Here is a 20,414-nt window from a genome sequence, read left to right as displayed (position 1 = left end):
AAGTACGCGGAAATAACGCCTTGGCAAGTTCGGCAGATCTGGGCAGCCGCAGATTTACGCCCATACCGATTGAAAACGTTCAAGATCAGTAATGATCCAAAGTTCTCTGATAAGGTAGTAGATATCGTGGGTTTGTATATGAATCCACCAGAAAACGCCATTGTTCTAAGTGTTGATGAAAAAACACAGATTCAAGCTCTGGATCGAACACAACCAGGCCTTCCCCTCAATCCAAGCCGGATTGGAAGCCAGACGTACGATTACAAAAGACACGGAACGGTCAGTTTGTACGCAGCCTTTAATACTTTGACGGGCAAAGTGATCGGAAAAGTAGCAGACCGGACAAACAGCAAGGAGTTTTTATCCTTCTTGAAGCTGGTTGATCGGCGTACACATTCGAATAAAGATCTCCACATAATCTTGGACAACCTCAGCGCGCATAAAACAAAAGAAGTTCGGGAGTGGGTTGAAGCTAATCCTCGCATCCATCTACACTTCACTCCGACCAGCTCCTCGTGGCTGAACGCCGTGGAGGGCTGGTTTTCTCAACTGGAACGCCGAGCGTTGTATCGCGGAGTATTCACCAGTGTTTCAGAATTAAAGATGGAGCTGGAGAACTTTATCAGAGCCCATAATGCGGAGAGTGCGAGTGCGAAGCCGTTCAAATGGACGAAGCCTGCCGGCCAAATTCTGGCTTCGGTCGAGCGGGCAAAACAATCGTTACAGAATTAACCGCATGGACCACTAGCTCTTCTAACTGCACAAAAGCAAGCGGTTGCTCAGAGCAGGAAGATGTTACCAAAAAAATAATACTGTGCTCGTCTGCAATTGCGTTTTGCAGCAGTTGCTGGGCACTATCCCTTGCATGCTATTTTTTACCATGATAAGGCCAGCTGCTATCAAATAATAATTGTATCAGTTGTTCGCTATGCTTAGGGAGGGCGGGGGTGATCTGTATGTCTTCTATGCAGGGCATTGTTGTTCTTGGGCTCTGAATTAAAGAACACAGTTTATTAAATGGCTGCTTTTAAAGATGGTATTGGAATGGAAAAACTAAACATGGGAAGGCCCATATAGGGCCTCCGTTGCAAATATAGGAATGTAAGGCCGTCATGAAAGGTATCCTTAGGTTAAGCTAAATCTGATAATTGAATGCTCAGTAGGGTGTCATCGTCGTAGTCTTTACCGATTACTTGGAAACCAATTTTCTGGTAAAAACGAGCCGCTTTTTCTGCGTCAGGGTGGTGTGCCACGCGCAGTTCGGTATGGCCTTGCAGCATGAGTTCTTGCGCAATTAGGCGAAGGCTGTCTTCCCCAATGCCTTGGCGCTGGTATTCAGGCTTGATCACCAAGTGATACACAGTGGCTATATGAGAAGCATCAGCTTCAAGCAGGTAGTCGTCTTTATAGGCTGGGCCGTAGGCGGTAAAGCCAACAAGCGTGCCGTTGTGCTCAATAAACTTACAGCGAATGTTTGCATTGGCAACGCCATGGCCAATCCAATGGGTGTTGTAATGCAAGAAGTACAGGTCTGGTTTGTCTGCACGAATATGCAATGCTGCATGAGCATTGGCTTCGGTAACAGTAATCAGTGTCGTCATGTGTTGCTCTTTTTTGATATTAATCGAATGCCATCGAACAAAGCTCGTTAACTACTAAACCGATCTTTTTCAATATGTGCAGATCGACTGCGGGCGAAATAAGATGTGTTAATGCACGCTGTGCGAAGGCGGCGGGATCATAGCACGGCCATGAAGCTCGTGCTTTTTTCGATTCAAGAAGGGTGATGGGGAGATTTTCTGTACAGAATCTCTGCGAGCGATTTTAGGGAATGCCGTCGCCATCAGGTAAGAAGCGACCAAATATACGGTCTGCTGTGCCGTTGGCCTGAAGCTTTTTTATGGCCGCATTAAAGTCATTTAATAAAGACTCTGACCGTGGTGAAGAGCGGGTAATCCAATAGTGCATATGATCCGGTTCAATGCCTGGCAGGAGTCTGTGAACAAAAACGGGGCTGGCTTTTAGGTTGCTGAGTGCAATACCGCCCTCAACCACTTCGTAGGTTGTTAGCAATACCTCGCACTGTTTATTAATTACTCGGTCAATGGCGTCTTGAACTGTGGTTGCCGGGGTTTGAATTGTGGTCGTCAAACCCGCGTCGATCACATCCTCATAGTTGTAGCCAAGAACACCGCACACTTGCATGTTATTCAAATCTGTAACATTGCGAATATGGTCAAATTTATCGGCATGATCGCGGTGAAATGCATAGCTGCGACGCACATTAAACACCGGCACAGTACGGTGATATTTGCTCACTCGCTCACGGTTAGAGCTGCCGTTGATAAACATCTCCATGCCAGTTTGTGGGTAAGAGTAGACCTGCGCTAAGCAGCGCTTCCAAGGCAGAATGTGAAAGTCGACTTGTAGGTTCAGCTCCTGTGCCAGTGCTTGCAGCAACTCGTAACTGACGCCATCAAGGCGTGTCGTTCCGGCCTTGCTGATTTTAAAAGTGTAAGGTGGCCAGACAGCGTCTTCACACACATTCAGGCTGGTCGAGTTCGCTGCCCAAGCGTTGAGGTTGGTCAGACAGCCGATGACTAAAAAGGTCGCTAGAAGGTGGCATTGCCGAGCTAGTTTGTCGGCGATTAACGCCGTGGCGTCTGTCATAAGCCATCCCGCTTATTGCAAGCTGAAACCAAGAAACTGTCAGTTTAGCTAATGCCTGAGGCGGCGTAGGGGAGGAGGGGGGGGGGCAAAGTACACCATGACCCGCGAGACGCTGGCTCTGGGCATGATTCACTGTGCTAGACAGCTTCAGGGGCCAGAAGGCACCCCTGAAACAAAAAAATCCGCGCCGCGGATTTTTACATGTCTTCGAAATAGTGTTCGTCGAAGTTTTTCTCCAGGCGCTTGCGTTCTAAGTGAGCTTCAATCGCCCGCCGTGCCATCAACTTCTTGGACATCTGACAGTCCTTATTAACAACGACGTTGCCTTCCTGGTCGAACGATACAACTTCTTCATGGGCTGCATTTTTCAGAGCTGCTTCCATTGTATTTTCCTTTTTGGGCTTCACAGAGTTACTCAGAGTTGTCTGGGCCTAGCTGCTGTGATTGTTATTGTTATTGGTTGCAAAAGCATGACAGCAAATCCCCACAGAGCCAATGTGGCAAAGTAGGCACGAGCGTCCGGCATGACTTTATAAATTGCCCGTAAGTTGTTACATCTCAACGGTTTTTGTTGCGTACTAGTACCTTAGTGTGACGGTAAAATCCGCATGAGTGGGAGTGACAATCACGACAAATGTCGTGATTTGTCTAGCTGGGAGGGGTTAGCTTTCTATGCGTAAAGAGCGAATGCTGCGTTTGATGGCATTGAGGTGTTCTGCGAACTCAGGCCCACGGCGTTGGGTTACCGCCACCGCCAGCATATCGATCACCATCAGATGGGCAATGCGCGAGGTCATCGGGGTGTACTGCTCAGTGTCTTCTTCGATGTCGATATAAATCGGCAACTCAGCCAGCTGGCTTAGGGCCGTGTTGGCGGGCGCTAGACTAACGACGCGGGCACCATGTTGCTGGGCTAGTTGAACTGAATGCAGTAGGTCTTTGGTGCGTCCGCTTTGTGAGATGGCGACCACCACATCGCGGTTGCTCAGGGTCACCGCCGACATGGCTTGCATATGGGGGTCGCTGTAGGCTGCGGTGGCCACTTGCAGGCGAAAGAACTTGTGCTGGGCATCAATGGCGACGGCTCCGGAGGCGCCAAACCCATAAAACTCCACTCGCTGAGCCGCACTGATGGCGCGTGCGGCTTCGCCGACCTGCTCGGCTTGCAGCTGGGATTTGACCTGGTGCAAGCGCTGAATGGTGGTGTCCGCGATTTTTTCGACGATATCGTCGATGCCATCGTCTTCAGCAATGGCAAACTGGCCGATGTTATTGGCAATGGCCATTTCCTGAGCGATGCGCACTTTGAACTCCTGAAAGCCATTGCAGCCAATGGCGCGGCAAAAGCGCACGATGGTGGGCTCGCTCACTTGCGCCTCTTGGGCCAAATCAACAATGCGCATGTGCATGACTTGCTGTGGTGCTTTGAGCACAAACTCAGCCACTTTTACTTCTGATTTGCGCAGCTCGGGAATGGCGGCGGCGATCTCGCTCAGTATGGGACGGTTACTCACAATCAACGTCTCTTTTAGTCTGCTGCCCCTACTTTATCAGACCCAGGGGCTGCGCGGCTTAAGGGGGTTGGATTATAGAGCGCTCTGGTGCTCAGGCGCATAGATGTATAAATGTACAGCCTTTGGTAGACTGCCACGCGGCCAGAGCAGTCTGGTTCAGGTCTGTAACCCCGGGGCTTCTATGGAAATTGAATTACTTCTCGACCAATTAAACGATGGCCAGCGCAATGCGGTGGCTGCCAGCTCTAAGCATCAACTGGTGCTGGCCGGTGCCGGTTCCGGCAAAACCCGGGTGCTGGTGCAGCGCATTGCCTGGTTGCTGGGGGTTGAGAATGTATCGCCGTTTGCGGTGATGGCGGTGACGTTTACCAATAAAGCCGCGCGCGAAATGCGTGGCCGCCTTGAGCAGCTGTTGGATGTGCCCAGCAATGGCATGTGGGTGGGAACGTTTCACGGCTTGGCCCATCGCTTGTTGAAGCAGCACTGGCGCGAAGCCAATTTGCCGCAGTATTTCCAGGTGCTCGATAGCGATGACCAACTGCGCTTGGTAAAGCGCATCATGCGGGCCAACAACTATGATGACAGCCGCTATCCGCCCAAACAGGTGCAGTGGTACATCAATGGTCACAAAGATGAAGGCCGTCGTGCTGCCCATGTGATTCCCTCATCGGACCCCTTTGCCCGTACCATGCAGGAGATTTATCAGCTGTACGAGCAAAACTGCCAGCAAAATGGCTTGGTCGATTTTGGTGAAATCCTGTTGCGCGCCCACGAGCTGTGGCTCAACAACCCTGAGCTGTTGGCGCATTATCAGCAGCGCTTTCGCCATATCCTGGTGGACGAGTTTCAAGATACCAACAACATTCAATACGCCTGGATTCGCCTGCTGGCCGGCAATCAGGTGTCTGTGATGGCGGTGGGCGACGATGACCAGTCCATTTACGGCTGGCGCGGTGCCAACATCGACAACATTCGCAACTTCCAGCAGGACTTTGTCGGCGCTGAGCTGATCAAGCTGGAGATGAACTACCGCTCCACGGCCACCATTTTGGCCGCCGCCAACGCCGTGATTGCCAATAACCAAGGGCGACTGGGCAAAGAGCTGAAAACCACCGGAGCAGACGGCGATAAGATCGCCCTCTACAGTGCCTTTAACGAGCAAGACGAAGCGCGCTACATTGCGGATTTGGTCGACGATTGGGCCCGCAACGGCCATGATCGCCGCGATTTTGCCGTGCTGTATCGCTCCAACGCTCAGTCGCGCACGCTGGAAGAAGCATTTTTGCGGGCCGGCATTCCTTACCGCATTTATGGCGGCCAACGCTTCTATGAGCGCTTGGAAATCAAAAACGCCACCGCCTATTTGCGCTTATTGCTGAACCGTCACGACGATGCCGCCATGGAGCGAGTGATCAATGTGCCGGCGCGTGCCATCGGCGAAAAAACCGTCGATGTGCTGCGCTCCCATGCGCGTGAACAGGGCTGCTCTATGTGGCAGTCGGCCAGCGAAGTGGCGTCGTTGGGGATGTTGCCCAAGCGTGCCAGCAACGCCATTCAGACCTTTATCGATCTGATCGAAGAAATGAGCGTCGGCATCGACGAGTTGGAGCTGCATGAAATCGTCGATCGCACCATTGAGCAAAGCGGGCTGATCGATCATCACCGCAAAGAAAAGGGTGAAAAAGGTCAGGCACGCCTGGATAACCTGGACGAACTCATCAACGCCGCGCGTCAGTTTGAAACCGATGATGAGGTGGATGCCGACGACGACGTCAGCGATCTGGCCGTCTTTCTGGATAACGCCGCTTTGGATGCCGGTGATGCACAAGCGGATGAGCATGAAGATGCGGTGCAAATGATGACCTTGCACTCAGCCAAGGGCCTGGAGTTTCCGCAAGTGGTGCTGACCGGCATGGAAGAAGGCTTGTTCCCGCACAAAATGTCGATGGACGATGCCGACGGTCTGGAAGAAGAGCGTCGTTTGGCGTACGTCGGCATTACCCGTGCAATGGACAAGCTGGTACTGACCCACGCCGAAAGTCGTCGCCTGCACGGTCAAGAAAACTACAGCACGCCATCGCGCTTTATTCGTGAAATTCCGTCCGAGCTGGTGGAGGAAGTGCGCCTTAAAAACAGCATCAGCCGGCCACTGACGGCGCGTGAAAAACCGCGCAGCGAGCGTCCGGCCATGCTCGATGCTGGCCTGCCGTTTCAGTTAGGGCAACGGGTGTTTCATGAAATGTTTGGCGAAGGCACGGTGCTGCAGTTTGAAGGCCAGGGGCCTGGGCTGAGGGTGCAAATCAACTTTGATGATGCGGGCAGCAAGTGGCTGGTGGTGAGCTTTGCCAAGTTGCAGACACTCTAGCCTGTAACTTCATCCCGCAACTCTAGCCCGCACGCTTAGCCCGGCGACTGTACCGCTGGGCGCTGCGCTAGCGGCAGCGTTGTTGCGGTCGTTATACTGGCGCGCAGTTGTCTCGGAGTTGTTTTGTGCGTTATTGCCTGTACTCGCCACGCGGTTTTACCTTCATTGAGCTGCTTATCACACTAGTCCTTGTGGGCTTGCTGGCGGCGTTGGCGCTGCCACGCTTTAGCGATGTCAGTGACGAGGCCGAGCTGGCGCAGGTTCAAGGTGTGGCTGCTGCTCTGCACTCGGGCGTCAAGCTGGCACGGACGGTATTTCTCAGTCAGGGCCACACCACTCGGGTGCAGAACTTGCCCGGCTTTGGTGCGGGCAATGTCGACACCAACAACAGCGGCTTTCCCATCGGCATTGATAAGGGCAACGGCAACGAAAACATCGGCCGAGGCCCACGCGGCTGCGCGGGCGTATGGAACGGCGTGCTCAACATGGCGCCCAGTGTGGCGCACAATACCTCGGCCCTTGATTATCAGGCCTATCGCCATACGGGCAATCGTGTGTGCTCGTATGTGTATCGGGCCGGTGGCGACGGCGGTAATCGCAATACCGCCCAGTTGGTCATTGAATACGATTCACGCGATGGCAGCGTGCGCGTTTGTGGTCAACACCCTCGTCTACCGGGCTGTTAACCGACGCGAAAGCCACTGACATCGGGCTCAACCTCAAGCCATTGCAGCTCAACCTGATCGACGCGCGCATGGGGCGGCCCTTGGTGCAGATATTCCAACAGCCGCTCCAGCTCATCTCTGGGGCCAATTACTAGAACTTCTACCCGACCATCGCTCAAGTTGATGGCATGGCCCTGTAGGCCCAAGCGCTCAGCGACTTGGCGCGTGCTGTCGCGAAACCACACGCCTTGTACCTTGCCACTCATAAGCGCCTTAAACGCGCTCATGGTTGGCGCCATTTGAGGTTGTAGAGGTCATGGCGACGGTCTTTGAGGTTGTTGACCGAGCCTTCGCTGCGCACCAGTTTGAGTTTGTCGATGTCCAGATCGGAGAACATGATCATCTCGGTATTGGGCGTGGTCTCCGCCATTACCGCATCGTGTGGAAAGGCGAAGTCCGACGGCGAGAATACCGCCGATTGCGCGTACTGCACATCCAGTGCTTCAACTTGCGGCAGGTTGCCACAGCTGCCGCAAATCACCACGTAGCACTCGTTTTCGATGGCCCGCGCTTGGGCGCAGTGGCGCACGCGCAAGTAACCGTTTTTGGTGTCGGTCCAGAAGGGCACGAACAAAATTTCTAGACCTTCGTCAGCCATCAGCCGGCTCAGCTCTGGGAACTCAACGTCGTAGCAGATCAAAATCCCCACCTTGCCAGCATCGGTATCGAATACTTGTACCTGATCGCCGCCCTGGATGACCCAGTCTTTGCGCTCGTGGGGGGTGATGTGAATCTTGCGCTGCTCTTCTACCGTGCCATCGCGACGGCACAGGTAGGTGACGTTGTACAGCCGCTCGCCTTCCAGCAAAGGCATGGAGCCGGTAATCACGTTGATGTTATAGCTCACCGCCATGCGCGACATTTCATCGCGAAAACGCTCGGTAAAACCGGCCATAAAGCGAATGGCATCGGTTTGTTGATGGCTGTTGTCGATCAAGCCCATCAAGGGCGCGTTAAAAAACTCGGGGAACAGAGCAAAGTCGCTTTGGTAGCCGGCCAGGGTGTCGATAAAAAACTCGACTTGTTGCAGCACGTCCTGCACCGAAGAAAACGGTCGCATTTGCCACTGCACGGCGCCGACCCGCACCTGGGTTTTACGGCTGTCGATGACGGCATCGTAAGGCTCGTAGAGAATGTTGTTCCATTCCAGCAAGGTGGCGTAGCCGTGGGATTTTTCGTCTTCCGGCAGGTATTTACCTAACAGGCGTTTGACTTGAAAATCATTGGCCAGCTGAAAACTCAAAATGGGGTCGTATTCTTCGCGGCGACTGACGGCGGCGATGTACTCCATCGGCGTCATGTCATCGGCATGGCGGTAATAGTTGGGAATGCGACCACCGGCCAAAATGGCACGCAGGTTGAGCTGGCGGCATAGGTCTTTGCGTGCGTCGTACAAGCGCCGGCCCAAACGGTAGCCGCGAAACTCTGGATGAATTAATACGTCCAGACCGTACATGGCATCGCCATTGTCATTGTTTAAAATGGTCATGCGCCGACCGATCAGATCGTCGTAGACGTGCGGATTGCTGTAGGTCTGATAATCCACCTGTACCGACAGCGCGACGCCAACGATGTGCTCACGGTCGAGCACCACAATTTGGCCATCGGGAAAGTCGTGGATGAGCTTGTCGATGGTGTGCTTGGGCCAGGCGCCATCAAGATCGTGATAAACATGATCCATCAAGTCCTTTAGCTGCGGGTAATCTGTGCTTTCCAGATTGCGAACAATCAGATGCAAATCGTCGTGCATGGCCACTCCTAGGCTTCGGACTCTACTTGGTACAGGGCGAAGCAAAATTCTTTAGTGTCTTTGCGTTTACGTAGCTGCCAATGGGCGGGTATGTCGGGCTGCAAGCCTTGCTCATGCTCAACGTAGACCAAGGCGCCGGGCAGCAGCGTCAATTGCTGCAGGGCTGGCTGCAGCAGCTGCTGGCCAAACGGCGGGTCGAGAAAGACCAAATCATAGGGTTCAGGGTTATCGCTTAGCCACTGCAGCGCATCGCCGGCCCACACTTGCGCGTTGGGTGCTTGTAGGGTTTTGAGGTTGTCTTTGAGTTGCAGCGCGGCTTTGGGGTTCTTCTCTAAAAAAACCACCTCTTTGGCGCCGCGAGACAGGGCCTCCAGGCCGAGCGCGCCGCTGCCGGCAAAGGCATCGAGGACGCGCGCGCCTTCAATATCAAACTGCAGCCAGTTAAATAGGGTTTCACGTACGCGGTCCATGGTCGGCCGTAAGCCATCGATGGCCGGAAAGCGTAAGCGGCGTGAGCGCCACTCGCCGCCAATAATTCGTAACTGCTGGGTGGGTGTTTTACTCACGGGTGTCACTCGAAGTGGATGTCGTCAGCAAGCATTGTTGGGCCTGCTGTGGTGCAGTGCGCTGACTATCGCCTAACGCCTGATACAGTTGCTGGTAAAGATCGTCAGACCAGCGATGGTAGGCAAGATGGCGACGAATGTCGATCTGCCCTGTTGTTGATAGCCAGTTTTGTCGTAGCTGGCGGGCCTGCTGCTGACGCCATTGTTGCCACTGTTGGCGGTCTGGCCAGGTCGGCTCGGTAAGAGCGCCGAGTTGCGCCAGCTGATGCCACTGCTTGTTTTGCTGTTGCGCCAACCACAGCGCACCGGGCAGTTGCTCAGACAAGCAAATCAGTAAGTCAGAACCTGGGTAAGTCAGTGCGGTGAGGCGCTGACGCTTAATCACATAGGCGCTGATGGCTTGTGCTTCACGCCGCGTCCAAGGGCCTTGCAGCAGCAGTGTTGCTGCGGTGGACATGGTTGGGCGGGGCAGTTGCGCCAGCTGACTAGCCCAGTCATCGCTGGGCAGGGTTTGGCGAGCACTGCTGCCATCGTCATACAGCCACATCAATTCGCCTTGTTGGCCGGCCTGCATGGCGTGCCAGACTTGCACACCTTCTTGGCTGCGCCAGCTGTGCCACACCTGCTGCGGCAGTGGTGGCAGGTTCAACGGCTCCAGCGGCATGTCTTCCTGATGCTGGTAGCGCAAATTAATGACCACAATCAGCAACATACTGCTGAGCATAATGGCGGTCAGGGTGGGGCGACTAAAGCGCACACCGTCTCCTTTTGTTGATTCAAGCGCAGATGCTCGCACGCGGTGGATTCAGAGCGGGGGCGGTTGGTGGTAGGATAACGCCCTTATTTTTGTTTGTACCAGCGACATTGTCGGTGGTCGCCGAGCCAACCGAGACCGTGACCTCATGTTTGATTTTTTTAAGCGTAAAAAGAAGAAGGCGGCAGAACAAGCGCAGCCTCAGCCGGCGGTGGAAGAAAATCTCAACCCTGCTGACGATGCGCCTGTCGAGGCTATACCTGATGAACCACCTGCCGAATCACCCGCTGAATCCGCGCCTGCCGCATCGGCTGAGGTAGCAGCAGAGCAAGTGCCGACAGTCGAGGCAGAACCTGCTCCTGAAGCCATGCCAGAGCCCGATACTCAAGCCGCAGAGCCTGTTGTTGAGCCGGAGCCAGTCGTTGAATCGGTAGAGCCCGAGGTCGTTGAGCCAGAGCCCGCTGCCATCGTTGAGCCAGAGCCAGAAGTAACTGTCGAGCCAGAGCCTGCTCCGCAAGCGCCGGCGACGACGCAAGAAAAGCCGAAAAAAGGCGGCTTCTTTAGCCGTATTCGCGAAGGCTTGAGCAAAACCCGCAGCAATTTGACCGAAGGCTTGGCCGACCTGCTGATCGGTAAAAAAGAGATCGACGACGATTTGCTCGAAGAGCTGGAAACCCAGCTGATCATGGCCGATGTCGGTGTCGAAGCGACCACACAAATCATGGACGGGCTGACCCGTCGCGTGAGCCGCAAGGAGCTGAGCGATTCCGACGCACTGTACGACGCCTTGACCGAAGAGTTGGCCGCCATGCTGGGCCAGGTGCAGCAACCGCTGAATGTCGAAAATGGCAACAAGCCCTACGTGATCTTGATGGTTGGCATCAATGGCGTCGGCAAAACCACCACCATCGGCAAACTGGCCAAGCAGTTCCAGCGTGAAGGCAAGAGCGTTATGTTGGCTGCGGGCGATACTTTCCGCGCCGCGGCGGTGGAGCAGCTGCAGGTGTGGGGTGAGCGCAACAGCGTGCCGGTGATTGCCCAGCACACCGGCGCCGATTCTGCCTCTGTGATTTATGACGCCGTGCAAGCGGCGCAGTCGCGTGGCACTGACATTTTGATTGCTGACACCGCTGGCCGTTTGCACAACAAAGACAACTTGATGCAAGAGCTGGAAAAAGTCGTGCGGGTTATGAAAAAGCTCGACGACACCGCGCCGCATGAGGTCATGTTGGTCTTGGATGCCGGCACCGGTCAAAACGCCATCAATCAGGCTAAGCAGTTCCAGCAATTGATCGGTGTAACCGGCCTGACCCTGACCAAGCTCGACGGCACCGCCAAAGGCGGCATCATCTTCGCTCTGGCCAAGCAGTTTGGCCTGCCGGTGCGCTACATCGGCGTCGGCGAAGGCATTGACGACTTGCGGCCGTTTAACGCCGAAGAGTTTACCCGCGCGCTGTTTCGCAACGACGACTAAGGCTATTTATGTCCGCCCAGGATCCGATGGTGCGCTTCGAGCGCGTGAGCAAGCGCTACCCGGGTGGCCGTGACGCCCTCAGTGGCATCAACTTTGAGCTAGGCCGCGGTGAGTTTGCCTTTTTGACCGGTCACAGCGGTGCCGGTAAGAGCACCCTGTTAAAGCTGATGATGCTGATGGATCGGCCGACGCGCGGCCGGGTCATGGTCGATGGCGAGGACTTATCTCAGCTACGCCCCAGCCAAGTGCCCTACCTACGGCGCAAAGTCGGGGTGGTGTTTCAGAATCACCAATTGCTGTTTGATCGCACCGTGTACGACAACGTCGCTTTGCCGCTGCAAATTGCGGGCTTTAGTCCGGCGCAAGCGGCGCGGCGAGTGCGGGCCGCCCTCGACTCGGTTGGCTTATTAGGCAAAGAAGGGCGCACCCCGATCGAGCTGTCCGGCGGTGAGCAACAGCGTGTTGGCATTGCCCGCGCGGTGGTAAACAAGCCGCCGCTGCTGCTGGCGGATGAGCCCACCGGTAACTTGGACCCTGAGCTGTCGGCGGAAATCATGAACCTGTTTGTACGCTTTCAACAGGTCGGCGTGACGGTGCTGATCGCGACCCACGACATCGCCCTGATTGAGCGCATGGGGCATCGCCGGCTGATTCTCGATCATGGTCAGCTGGTGGCTGGTGGCAGTGCCGTGGAGGACGATATTTATGGCGGATAAACGCCCGCGCCAGGGCGGCCCGCGCCAGGGCGCTTCTGAACAGCGCATCGGCATCTTTCATCGGTTGCAGGCATGGCTGGCCAATCATCAGTTAGTGGCGGTTGAAACGCTCATCAAGCTGCTGCAAAAGCCCACGGCGACCATTTTGACCTGGCTGGTGGTGGCGATTGCGCTGACCTTGCCCGGAGCCTTATGGATGACGGTGGACAATGTGCAGCAGCTCGGTGGCCAATTGCAGCAGTCCGGACGGCTGTCGGTGTATTTGCAACCCGGCAGTGATCTGAATGAGGGTCGCCAGCTGGCGCAGCAAGTGGGCAGCTGGCCGCAAGTGGCAAGCAGTGACTACATCAGTGCTGAGCAAGCATTGGCGGAGTTCCAAGCCAGTACCGGCCTGGGCGGTGCCTTGGAGCTGCTGCCAGAGAATCCTTTGCCAGCGGTAATTCTGGTCGAACCGCCGCTGGGTGTGGCGCCAGCGCAATTGCAGGCCTTACGGCTCAAGCTGGAGCAGCAGCCGCTGGTGGATGAAGTACAGCTGGACATGCGCTGGGTGCAGCGTTTATTGGCGTTACTGCAATTGGGCGAGCGCTTGATCTGGGTATTGGGTTGCTTGCTGGCATTGGCCATTGTGCTGGTGGTGGGCAATACCGTGCGTTTGTCGATTGCCGCACGTGAGGATGAGATCCGCGTGATTAAGCTGGTCGGTGGCACCAATGCCTATGTGCGGCGGCCGTTTTTGTACCTTGGCGTTTGGATTGGCCTAGTTGGTGGCCTCATGTGCTGGCTGTTGCTGGTATTGTGCTGGTGGTTGCTCAGTGGCCCGGTGGCCGAGCTGTCGCAGCTTTATGGCTCGGCGTTTGAGCTACAGCCACTGTCTGCCGGCGCGGCGTTAATTTTGCTAGCAGCGGCAGTGTTAATGGCATGGCTGGGCGCTTGGTGGTCAGTGAGCCGTCATTTGCACCACATTGAGCCGCAGGCCTAATTCTGACAAAACTGTACGGATTGTTCCAAAATGGAACTCTCCGCGGGCTTGGCGGTCAGAAAACGCCAGTGCTAGACTAGCGATCGCTAATGCAATCCTGCATTGGCGTTGATGTGATCCTTATTTTGGGAGTGTTCGATGAACAAAGGCTTGCAAGCCATTAATGCGATGTCACCGGGTGCTAACCTGGAGTCCTACATTGCGACGGTGAATGCGATCCCTGTGCTGAGCCCAGAGGAAGAAAAGTCCTTGGCTGAGCGTCTCCACTATGAGGGCGATCTGGAAGCAGCTCGAGTGCTGGTCATGTCGCACATGCGCTTTGTGGTGCACATCGCGCGCAGTTATTCAGGTTACGGCCTGAACCAGGCTGACTTAATTCAAGAAGGCAACGTTGGCCTGATGAAGGCGGTGAAGCGCTTTAACCCAGAAGTGGGGGTGCGTTTGGTGTCCTTTGCTGTGCATTGGATCAAAGCCGAGATTCACGAATTTATTCTGCGCAACTGGCGCATCGTGAAAGTGGCCACTACTAAGGCGCAGCGCAAGTTGTTCTTTAATCTGCGCAGCCAGAAGAAGAGCCTAGGCTGGTTAAGCAATGACGAAGCCGAGGCCATTGCCAACGATTTGGGCGTGGAAAAGAAAACCGTGTTCGAAATGGAAGGCCGCTTGCACGCCTACGACGCCGCCTTTGATGCGGGCGTTGATGACGACGATGAAAGTGCTTACCAAGCGCCGGCCTACTACCTCGAAGATCATAGCCTCGATCCTGCACGCGTGGTTGAAGACGACAATTACGAGCAAGATGCCAACGATCGTTTAGCACAAGCCATGGGTGATCTCGATGACCGTAGCCGTGCTATTTTGCAGCAGCGCTGGCTGAATGAAGAAAAAGCCACACTGCACGATTTAGCCGCGGTTTATAATGTGTCGGCCGAGCGCATTCGTCAGCTGGAAAAGAACGCCATGAAAAAGCTGAAGAACGCCATTGGTACGGATTTGGTACTGACCTGATCCAGGTCTCGCGCAATAAAAAAGCCGCTGATCTCAGCGGCTTTTTTGTGTCTGCAAGCAACGTGAGCGCGGCTTATTTACCGCGCATGGAGTCGAAGAACTCGTCGTTGGTCTTGGTCTGACGCAGCTTGTCGAGAATGAACTCGATGGATTGCACGTCTTCCATCTCGCTCAGCAGCTTGCGCAAGATCCACAGGCGCTGCAGTTCACCTTCTGGGAACATCATGTCTTCACGACGGGTGCCAGAGCGGCGAATGTTGATGGCAGGGTAGATGCGCTTCTCGGCGATCTTACGGTCCAAGTGCAGTTCCTGGTTACCGGTACCTTTAAACTCTTCGTAAATCACTTCATCCATCTTCGAACCGGTGTCGACCAGCGCGGTGGCTATGATGGTCAGTGAGCCGCCTTCTTCGACGTTACGCGCCGCACCAAAGAAACGCTTGGGTTTTTCCAGCGCATTGGCATCAACACCACCGGTCAGGACTTTACCTGAGCTAGGGATCACGGTGTTGTAAGCACGTGCCAAACGAGTGATGGAGTCCAGCAGAATCACCACGTCACGCTTGTGTTCAACCAAGCGCTTGGCTTTCTCGATGACCATTTCCGCCACTTGCACGTGACGCGCTGGCGGCTCATCAAAGGTCGAGGCAACCACTTCACCGCGCACTGAGCGGCTCATTTCCGTAACTTCTTCCGGGCGCTCGTCGATCAGCAGAACGATCAGTTCACTTTCTGGATTGTTGCGGGTAATGGACTGCGCAATGGTTTGCAGCAGCATGGTTTTACCCGCTTTCGGTGGCGCTACGATCAAGCCACGTTGGCCTTTGCCGATGGGCGCGGTCAGATCGAGTACCCGTGAAGACAGGTCTTCAGTAGAGCCGTTGCCCACTTCCAATATAAAACGCTCATTGGGGAACAGTGGCGTTAAGTTTTCGAACAGAATCTTGGATTTGGCGTTTTCCGGCTTATCGTCGTTGATCTCTGCCACTTTGAGCATGGCGAAATAACGTTCGCCATCTTTAGGAGGGCGGATCTTGCCGGCAATCTTGTCACCTTTACGCAGGTTAAAGCGGCGGATCTGGCTGGGCGAGACATAGATGTCGTCTGGGCCGGCCAGGTAAGAGCTGCTGGCGCTGCGCAGAAAACCAAATCCGTCCTGCAGAATCTCCAATACCCCTTCGCCGTATATGTCCTCGCCGCTTTTGGCGTGGTTTTTGAGAATGGCGAAGATGATGTCTTGTTTACGAGTACGGCTGACGTGTTCCAGCTTCATCGACTTGGCGATTTCTAGCAGCTCAGGAACGGATTTGAGTTTCAGATCGGAAAGATTCATAAGAATATGGGTAGGTTAGATTGTTCGTTTTACTAGGGAAAAATTGCGCGAGCAATTAGGGGGGTACGCCAAGGGAGGGCGTTAGGTCGAAAGTGACTATAGACCCATAAACCATAGGTGTCTATAGAAAAAAGGGCGCAACTGCGCCCTTTTTGACCAATTTATAGAGACTGTTCGATAAAGGCAGCCAAGTCAGACTTGCTCATGGCGCCAACTTTGGTTGCTTCAGCGTTGCCGTCTTTGAACAGAATCAGCGTTGGAATGCTGCGAATACCAAACTTAGGCGCAGTGGCGTCGTTTTGGTCGATGTTCAGCTTGGCAATTTTCAGTTTGCCGTCGAAATCTTCGGCCAGCTCTTCCAGGACTTACCAATACAGGCAGCTCTGAGTTGAGCACGTCTGCTTCAAATGAATCGTCGGTCACGTTAATGATCTTATCGCTCATGGTATTCCCCTGTGGAAGTCGGACACCGGTGTTAGTGTCAATAATGGATGTCAGGCCATCGGCGTCGCCGCCGGTTTGAATGAATTCACAGCATTGTACGCGTCGCTTGCTGGGAATCAATTTCTGGCGTCGGTACCAGACTGTTGCTCTGGACGAACGCTTCAGGCCGTTGCATATTCGCCTGTATGCGGCCTCTGCCCCTACTTTTCAAGCTAGGAATCACAATGTCAGAACATGCAGCACAACGAGAGCAGCTATTGGCTGCCGTCGATATCGGCTCAAACAGCTTTCACATGGTCATTGCGCAAGAACTGCAAGGCGATATTCGCACGCTGGAAAAGCGCGGCCAGAAGGTGCAGCTGGGTGCCGGTTTGGGGCCAGATGGCTATCTATCGGCAGAAGCTTGCCAGCGAGGTGTTGAGTGCTTGCGCGAGTTTGCCCAGCGCTTGCAAGGCATGGACCCTAAGCGGGTATCGGTACTGGCCACCAATGCCTTGCGCGCGGCCCGCAATCGTCAGCAGTTTATTGATCAGGCGGAGGCGGTGTTGGGCTACCCCATCGAGGTGATTTCGGGGCGTGAAGAAGCGCGGCTGATTTATCTGGGCGTATCACACACTTTGGCCGATGATCGCGGCAGGCGCTTGGTAATAGACATTGGCGGGGGCAGCACTGAGTTTATTATCGGTGAACGCTTTGAGCCGTTGGAATTAGAAAGCTTGCATATGGGCTGTGTGTCGTTTACGAGGCGTTTCTTTGCCGACGGCCAAATCACGGCTGCGGCGTTTGATGAAGCGGTCGCAGCGGCGCGCCAAGAGCTGCTCAATATTGAGTCCAACTATAAGCGCCAAGGCTGGAATAATGTGGTGGGTTCTTCGGGCACCATTCGCGCGGCTGAGCAGGCCATCATTGCTCAAGGTTGGGCGAGTGAAGGCGTGAGCCGGCAAAACCTGAAAAAGCTGCGCAAGCTGATGCTGAATTTTGCCACCACTGACGACGTCGATTTACCCGGTATTAAGCCAGAGCGACGTCAGGTGTTTATCGGTGGTTTGGCGATTCTGCAGGCCGCTTTCGACACCCTGGACATTCAACACCTGCAGTATTCCGATGGTGCTTTGCGTGAAGGCGCGCTGTGGGATTTGGTCGGGCGCTCAAGCCATGAAAATGTACGTGAACGAGTGGTGAACTCGCTGGCCGAGCGCTTTCATGTCGATCTCAGCCAAGCGCAACGCGTGGCTCATACAGCCACCGCACTGCTGCGCCAAGCGGCACCCGACTGGCTGATGTCCGAACAGGCTTGGCAATCCTGGCTGAACTGGGGCGCACATTTGCATGAAATCGGTTTGAGTTTGACCCACAGTGGCTTTCACAAACATGGCGCCTACTTGCTGCAGCACAGCGATTTGCTCGGTTTTACCCGCCAGGGCCAGGCGGCGCTGGCGATGCTGGTGCGCAGCCATCGACGCAAGTTTCGCATCGAAGAGTTCGACGGTATTTCGCAGCAGTGGCGGCGGCAGTTCGTGCGCTTGGCCATGTTATTGCGCTTGGCGGTATTGCTGAATCACAGTCGCGGCGCACATGAAGTGCCAGAGCCTAGTTTGCAGGTGACTGAGCAGGGACTGCGGCTGACGTTTCCATCCGGCTGGTTAAGCGAGCATCCACTAACGGCGCGGGATCTGGCCAGTGAACGCGACTACTGGGCGGCTGCAGGATTGGAGCTGCTGATCAGTGATGGAACTGAAGAATAAATAGAGGCTCTGGGTGAGCCTCAGTCGTCACTGCGGAAGATGCAGTGCTTGGCGTAGTCGGTCGCTTGGTTGGCGGTCCAGTCGCCTTTGGGTTTTTCATCCATCATTTTACACCAGGCTTTGCTGCCGACTTCGGGTGTGCAGCCGCTTAGCAGCCATAATCCCATCACCAAGGTCAGGGCTTTTGTCATTGTCTTCATACTGAGCTCCAATTACGAAGCGCAGCATGCTAACACAGGCGCTGCTCTACCCTGCAGTCGCCGCCAGTTTTTCCAGCAACCAAGCCTGAGCACTGATGGCATCCTCGCCGTCGGCAGGCGCCACTAACGCGTATTGGCCATCGCTGCCCAATACCCAAGCCTGGGTAGTGTCGCGCATGTACACTTCTAACTCGGCTTTCATGCGCTCTTTGAGTTTGTTGTTGTCGACGGGAAAGGCGGTTTCCACCCGGCGCAGCAGGTTGCGCTCCATCAGGTCGGCACTGCCGGCGTAGATTTCGTCTTTGCCATTATTGTGGAAGTAGTAGACCCGAGTATGTTCCAGAAAGCGGCCAATAATGGAGCGCACTTCAATGTTCTCCGATACGCCGGGCACGCCCGGACGCAAACAGCACATGCCGCGAATGATCAGCTCCACTTTGACCCCAGCCTGCGACGCCTTATACAGGGCTCGAATCAGCTTGGGTTCGGTCAGGCCATTGGCCTTCATGCGAATTAGCGCCGGTTTGCCACTTTCGGCGTGGGCGCGTTCACGATCTACCAGTTCGATCAGTTTTTTGTGCAGGGTAAAAGGCGCGTGAATGAGCTTTTTGATGCGCAGTGCTTCCCCCATGCCGGTCAACTGCTGGAATAACTTGTGCACATCCTCGCCAATCGAATCGTCGCAGGTCATAAAGCTGTAGTCGGTGTAGGCGCGGGCATTGCCGGCGTGATAGTTGCCGGTGCCCAAATGCACGTAGCGCTTATATTTGTCGCCTTCTTTGCGCACGATCAGCATCATTTTGGAGTGGGTTTTGTAGCCCACCACGCCATACACTACTACCGCGCCGGCTTCTTGCAGGCGGTTGGCTAAGTAGAGGTTTTCTTCTTCATCAAAGCGGGCACGCAGCTCGATCACCACGGTGACTTCTTTGCCATTGCGGGCGGCATCGACCAGGGCATTGACGATTTCGGATTTGGCGCCGGTGCGATACAGGGTTTGCTTGATGGCGCGCACATTTGGGTCTTTGGCGGCTTCGCGCAGCAAATCGACCACTGGCGTGAACGATTCGAACGGGTGTAAGAGCAAGGTGTCGCGGTCGCGAATGCCTTCAAAGATGCTCTTCTTAAAGCTCAGGTTCTTTGGCAAGCCGGCGGTAAAGGGCGTGTATTGCAAGTCTGGGCGATCGATTTGAGCAATGACTTCCATCAAGCGTGACAGGTTCACCGGACCGTTGACCTGGAACAAATCTGAGCGGTCGAGGTTGAACTGCTTGAGCAAAAACTCGGTGAGCTCTTCTGGGCAGTTGTCGGCGACTTCCAGCCGCATTTCTTCGCCAAAGTTGCGTGAGTGCAGTTCATCCTCTAGGGCCGAGGCTAAATCAGCAGCGTCGTCGTGGTCGATTTCTAAGTCGGCGTTGCGCGTTACGCGAAACTGATAGCAGCCCTTTACTTTCATACCGGGGAAGAGCTCATCGGCGTATTCGTGAATCACCGACGATAAAAAGATAAAGTTATCGCCGCCGTCACACAGTTCGTCTGGCAAGCGAATAATGCGGGCCAGCGAGCGCGGTGCTGGGATGATCGCCAGCCCTGTCTCACGGCCAAAGGCGTCTTTGCCTTCTAAGGCGACAATAAAGTTCAGGCTTTTGTTAACCAGCCGTGGGAAAGGGTGCGAGGGGTCAAGGCCAATGGGGCTGATCAAAGGCTGCAAATAATCAAAGAAATACTGCTGCACCCAGGCGCGTTGCTCTTTGCTCCAGTCGGCACGACGTAAAAAGCGAATGCGCTCCTGCTCCAGCGCCGGCAGCAATACGTCGTTGAGAATATGATATTGGCGCTCAACGGTTTCGCTGCACATCTGATGGATTTCACTTAACACCTGGCGCGGATGCTTGCCATCGACGCCGGCTTGCTCACGGCCGTAGGTCAACTGCTGCACCAGGTTGGCGACGCGCACCTCGTAAAACTCGTCGAGGTTTTTGCTGAAAATGCACAAAAAGAACAGCCGGTCGAGCAGCGGATGGCGTTCATCCAGGGCTTGTTCCAACACCCGAATATTGAACTGTAAGTGACTCAACTCACGATTGAAATACAGCTCTGGGCTATGCAAATCCGTAATGGGGGTTTCTTGTTGTGGCGCGTCAGACATGCTTATTCCTTAAACCAGAAAG

Annotated in this window: 19 protein-coding genes and 1 pseudogene; 8 read left to right on the top strand and 12 right to left on the bottom strand. The window is 54.7% G+C overall.

Annotated features, from left to right (window positions below; genetic code table 11):
• Nucleotides 1–732 (top strand): IS630 family transposase (locus IE090_RS14050; RefSeq protein ID WP_189389163.1); only part of this gene is annotated, 732 nt, incomplete at its 5' end.
• A gap of 398 nt (nt 733–1,130) precedes the next feature.
• Here the strand turns inward: IE090_RS14050 and IE090_RS14045 are convergent.
• From IE090_RS14045 to IE090_RS14030, 4 genes are all read right to left on the bottom strand, one after another.
• A complete protein-coding gene (locus IE090_RS14045; RefSeq protein WP_189389161.1) occupies nt 1,131–1,601 on the bottom strand; it encodes a GNAT family N-acetyltransferase in 471 nt (156 codons plus the stop codon).
• 223 nt (nt 1,602–1,824) lie between these two features.
• On the bottom strand, nt 1,825–2,670 hold the full coding sequence (locus tag IE090_RS14040; protein WP_189389157.1) for a substrate-binding periplasmic protein: 846 nt from the start codon (nt 2,668–2,670) through the stop codon (nt 1,825–1,827).
• A 197-nt stretch (nt 2,671–2,867) separates the two neighbouring features.
• On the bottom strand, nt 2,868–3,053 hold the full coding sequence (locus IE090_RS14035) for a PA3496 family putative envelope integrity protein (RefSeq protein WP_094059313.1): 186 nt from the start codon (nt 3,051–3,053) through the stop codon (nt 2,868–2,870).
• Between the two features lie 279 nt (nt 3,054–3,332).
• A complete protein-coding gene (locus tag IE090_RS14030; RefSeq protein WP_189389154.1) occupies nt 3,333–4,184 on the bottom strand; it encodes an SIS domain-containing protein in 852 nt (283 codons plus the stop codon).
• A gap of 181 nt (nt 4,185–4,365) precedes the next feature.
• On the opposite strand from IE090_RS14030, the gene uvrD reads away from it, so the two are divergent.
• Both uvrD and IE090_RS14020 read left to right on the top strand, forming a co-directional pair.
• Complete coding sequence (uvrD, locus tag IE090_RS14025) at nt 4,366–6,549, top strand: DNA helicase II (protein ID WP_189389151.1); 2,184 nt, start codon at nt 4,366–4,368, stop codon at nt 6,547–6,549.
• A 125-nt stretch (nt 6,550–6,674) separates the two neighbouring features.
• Nucleotides 6,675–7,235, top strand: a complete 561-nt coding sequence (locus tag IE090_RS14020) for a pilus assembly FimT family protein (protein ID WP_189389149.1) — start codon at nt 6,675–6,677, stop codon at nt 7,233–7,235.
• Here the strand turns inward: IE090_RS14020 and IE090_RS14015 are convergent.
• The 4 genes from IE090_RS14015 to IE090_RS14000 are packed head-to-tail and all read right to left on the bottom strand — an operon-like array spanning nt 7,232 to nt 10,347.
• Nucleotides 7,232–7,501, bottom strand: a complete 270-nt coding sequence (locus IE090_RS14015; RefSeq protein ID WP_189389146.1) for an acylphosphatase — start codon at nt 7,499–7,501, stop codon at nt 7,232–7,234. The genes IE090_RS14020 and IE090_RS14015 overlap by 4 nt on opposite strands.
• The gene (locus IE090_RS14010) at nt 7,498–9,024 is read right to left on the bottom strand and encodes a carbon-nitrogen hydrolase family protein (RefSeq protein ID WP_189389143.1); all 1,527 of its coding nucleotides are present in this window, start codon (nt 9,022–9,024) and stop codon (nt 7,498–7,500) included. Before IE090_RS14010 ends, IE090_RS14015 begins: the two co-directional genes overlap by 4 nt.
• Nucleotides 9,025–9,032: 8 nt before the next feature.
• Nucleotides 9,033–9,590: a 16S rRNA (guanine(966)-N(2))-methyltransferase RsmD gene (gene rsmD, locus IE090_RS14005; protein ID WP_189389141.1), complete on the bottom strand. Its 558-nt coding sequence runs from the start codon at nt 9,588–9,590 to the stop codon at nt 9,033–9,035.
• Complete coding sequence (locus tag IE090_RS14000; RefSeq protein WP_189389139.1) at nt 9,583–10,347, bottom strand: hypothetical protein; 765 nt, start codon at nt 10,345–10,347, stop codon at nt 9,583–9,585. Before IE090_RS14000 ends, rsmD begins: the two co-directional genes overlap by 8 nt.
• 145 nt (nt 10,348–10,492) lie before the next feature.
• Between IE090_RS14000 and ftsY the strand changes: the two genes are divergently transcribed.
• The 4 genes from ftsY to rpoH all read left to right on the top strand — a co-directional run bounded on the left by ftsY (nt 10,493) and on the right by rpoH (nt 14,521).
• The gene (ftsY, locus tag IE090_RS13995; RefSeq protein ID WP_189389136.1) at nt 10,493–11,818 is read left to right on the top strand and encodes a signal recognition particle-docking protein FtsY; all 1,326 of its coding nucleotides are present in this window, start codon (nt 10,493–10,495) and stop codon (nt 11,816–11,818) included.
• 26 nt (nt 11,819–11,844) lie between these two features.
• On the top strand, nt 11,845–12,534 hold the full coding sequence (gene ftsE, locus IE090_RS13990) for a cell division ATP-binding protein FtsE (protein WP_189389171.1): 690 nt from the start codon (nt 11,845–11,847) through the stop codon (nt 12,532–12,534).
• Nucleotides 12,524–13,513: a permease-like cell division protein FtsX gene (gene ftsX / locus IE090_RS13985; protein WP_189389133.1), complete on the top strand. Its 990-nt coding sequence runs from the start codon at nt 12,524–12,526 to the stop codon at nt 13,511–13,513. The genes ftsE and ftsX overlap by 11 nt, the downstream gene beginning before the upstream one ends.
• Before the next feature lie 138 nt (nt 13,514–13,651).
• Nucleotides 13,652–14,521 (top strand): RNA polymerase sigma factor RpoH, encoded by an 870-nt coding sequence (gene rpoH, locus IE090_RS13980; protein WP_189389131.1) that lies wholly within the window; start codon nt 13,652–13,654, stop codon nt 14,519–14,521.
• A 73-nt stretch (nt 14,522–14,594) separates the two neighbouring features.
• On the opposite strand, the gene rho is transcribed toward rpoH, so the two are convergent.
• Nucleotides 14,595–15,854 carry a transcription termination factor Rho gene (gene rho / locus IE090_RS13975; RefSeq protein WP_189389129.1) on the bottom strand — a complete coding sequence of 420 codons (1,260 nt, stop codon included), beginning with the start codon at nt 15,852–15,854 and terminating at the stop codon, nt 14,595–14,597.
• 161 nt (nt 15,855–16,015) lie between these two features.
• Nucleotides 16,016–16,298 (bottom strand): annotated as a pseudogene (locus tag IE090_RS13970) (thioredoxin family protein).
• 224 nt (nt 16,299–16,522) lie between these two features.
• Here IE090_RS13970 and ppx point away from each other — a divergent pair.
• A complete protein-coding gene (gene ppx, locus IE090_RS13965) occupies nt 16,523–18,043 on the top strand; it encodes an exopolyphosphatase (RefSeq protein ID WP_189389126.1) in 1,521 nt (506 codons plus the stop codon).
• A gap of 20 nt (nt 18,044–18,063) precedes the next feature.
• On the opposite strand, the gene IE090_RS13960 is transcribed toward ppx, so the two are convergent.
• Complete coding sequence (locus IE090_RS13960) at nt 18,064–18,243, bottom strand: DUF3012 domain-containing protein (RefSeq protein WP_229815778.1); 180 nt, start codon at nt 18,241–18,243, stop codon at nt 18,064–18,066.
• Between the two features lie 46 nt (nt 18,244–18,289).
• Nucleotides 18,290–20,392, bottom strand: a complete 2,103-nt coding sequence (ppk1, locus tag IE090_RS13955) for a polyphosphate kinase 1 (RefSeq protein WP_189389123.1) — start codon at nt 20,390–20,392, stop codon at nt 18,290–18,292.
• Between the last annotated feature and the right edge of the window lie 22 nt (nt 20,393–20,414).

The organism is Bacterioplanes sanyensis, from assembly GCF_014652515.1.
GTDB classification, from domain to species: Bacteria; Pseudomonadota; Gammaproteobacteria; order Pseudomonadales; family Oceanobacteraceae; genus Bacterioplanes; species Bacterioplanes sanyensis.
This window is presented reverse-complemented; position numbering and strand designations above follow the sequence as displayed.

Excerpts from the sequence above, each read along its gene's own strand:
- ftsY (WP_189389136.1), top strand. The coding sequence starts at position 10,493 with ATGTTTGATTTTTTTAAGCGTAAAAAGAAGAAGGCGGCAGAACAAGCG.
- uvrD (WP_189389151.1), top strand. The coding sequence starts at position 4,366 with ATGGAAATTGAATTACTTCTCGACCAATTAAACGATGGCCAGCGCAAT.
- IE090_RS14035 (WP_094059313.1), bottom strand. The coding sequence starts at position 3,053 with ATGGAAGCAGCTCTGAAAAATGCAGCCCATGAAGAAGTTGTATCGTTC.
- rpoH (WP_189389131.1), top strand. The coding sequence starts at position 13,652 with ATGAACAAAGGCTTGCAAGCCATTAATGCGATGTCACCGGGTGCTAAC.
- IE090_RS14045 (WP_189389161.1), bottom strand. The coding sequence starts at position 1,601 with ATGACGACACTGATTACTGTTACCGAAGCCAATGCTCATGCAGCATTG.
- ppx (WP_189389126.1), top strand. The coding sequence starts at position 16,523 with ATGTCAGAACATGCAGCACAACGAGAGCAGCTATTGGCTGCCGTCGAT.
- IE090_RS14015 (WP_189389146.1), bottom strand. The coding sequence starts at position 7,501 with ATGAGCGCGTTTAAGGCGCTTATGAGTGGCAAGGTACAAGGCGTGTGG.
- IE090_RS14010 (WP_189389143.1), bottom strand. The coding sequence starts at position 9,024 with ATGCACGACGATTTGCATCTGATTGTTCGCAATCTGGAAAGCACAGAT.
- rho (WP_189389129.1), bottom strand. The coding sequence starts at position 15,854 with ATGAATCTTTCCGATCTGAAACTCAAATCCGTTCCTGAGCTGCTAGAA.
- ftsX (WP_189389133.1), top strand. The coding sequence starts at position 12,524 with ATGGCGGATAAACGCCCGCGCCAGGGCGGCCCGCGCCAGGGCGCTTCT.
- IE090_RS13960 (WP_229815778.1), bottom strand. The coding sequence starts at position 18,243 with ATGAAGACAATGACAAAAGCCCTGACCTTGGTGATGGGATTATGGCTG.
- ftsE (WP_189389171.1), top strand. The coding sequence starts at position 11,845 with ATGGTGCGCTTCGAGCGCGTGAGCAAGCGCTACCCGGGTGGCCGTGAC.
- ppk1 (WP_189389123.1), bottom strand. The coding sequence starts at position 20,392 with ATGTCTGACGCGCCACAACAAGAAACCCCCATTACGGATTTGCATAGC.
- IE090_RS14040 (WP_189389157.1), bottom strand. The coding sequence starts at position 2,670 with ATGACAGACGCCACGGCGTTAATCGCCGACAAACTAGCTCGGCAATGC.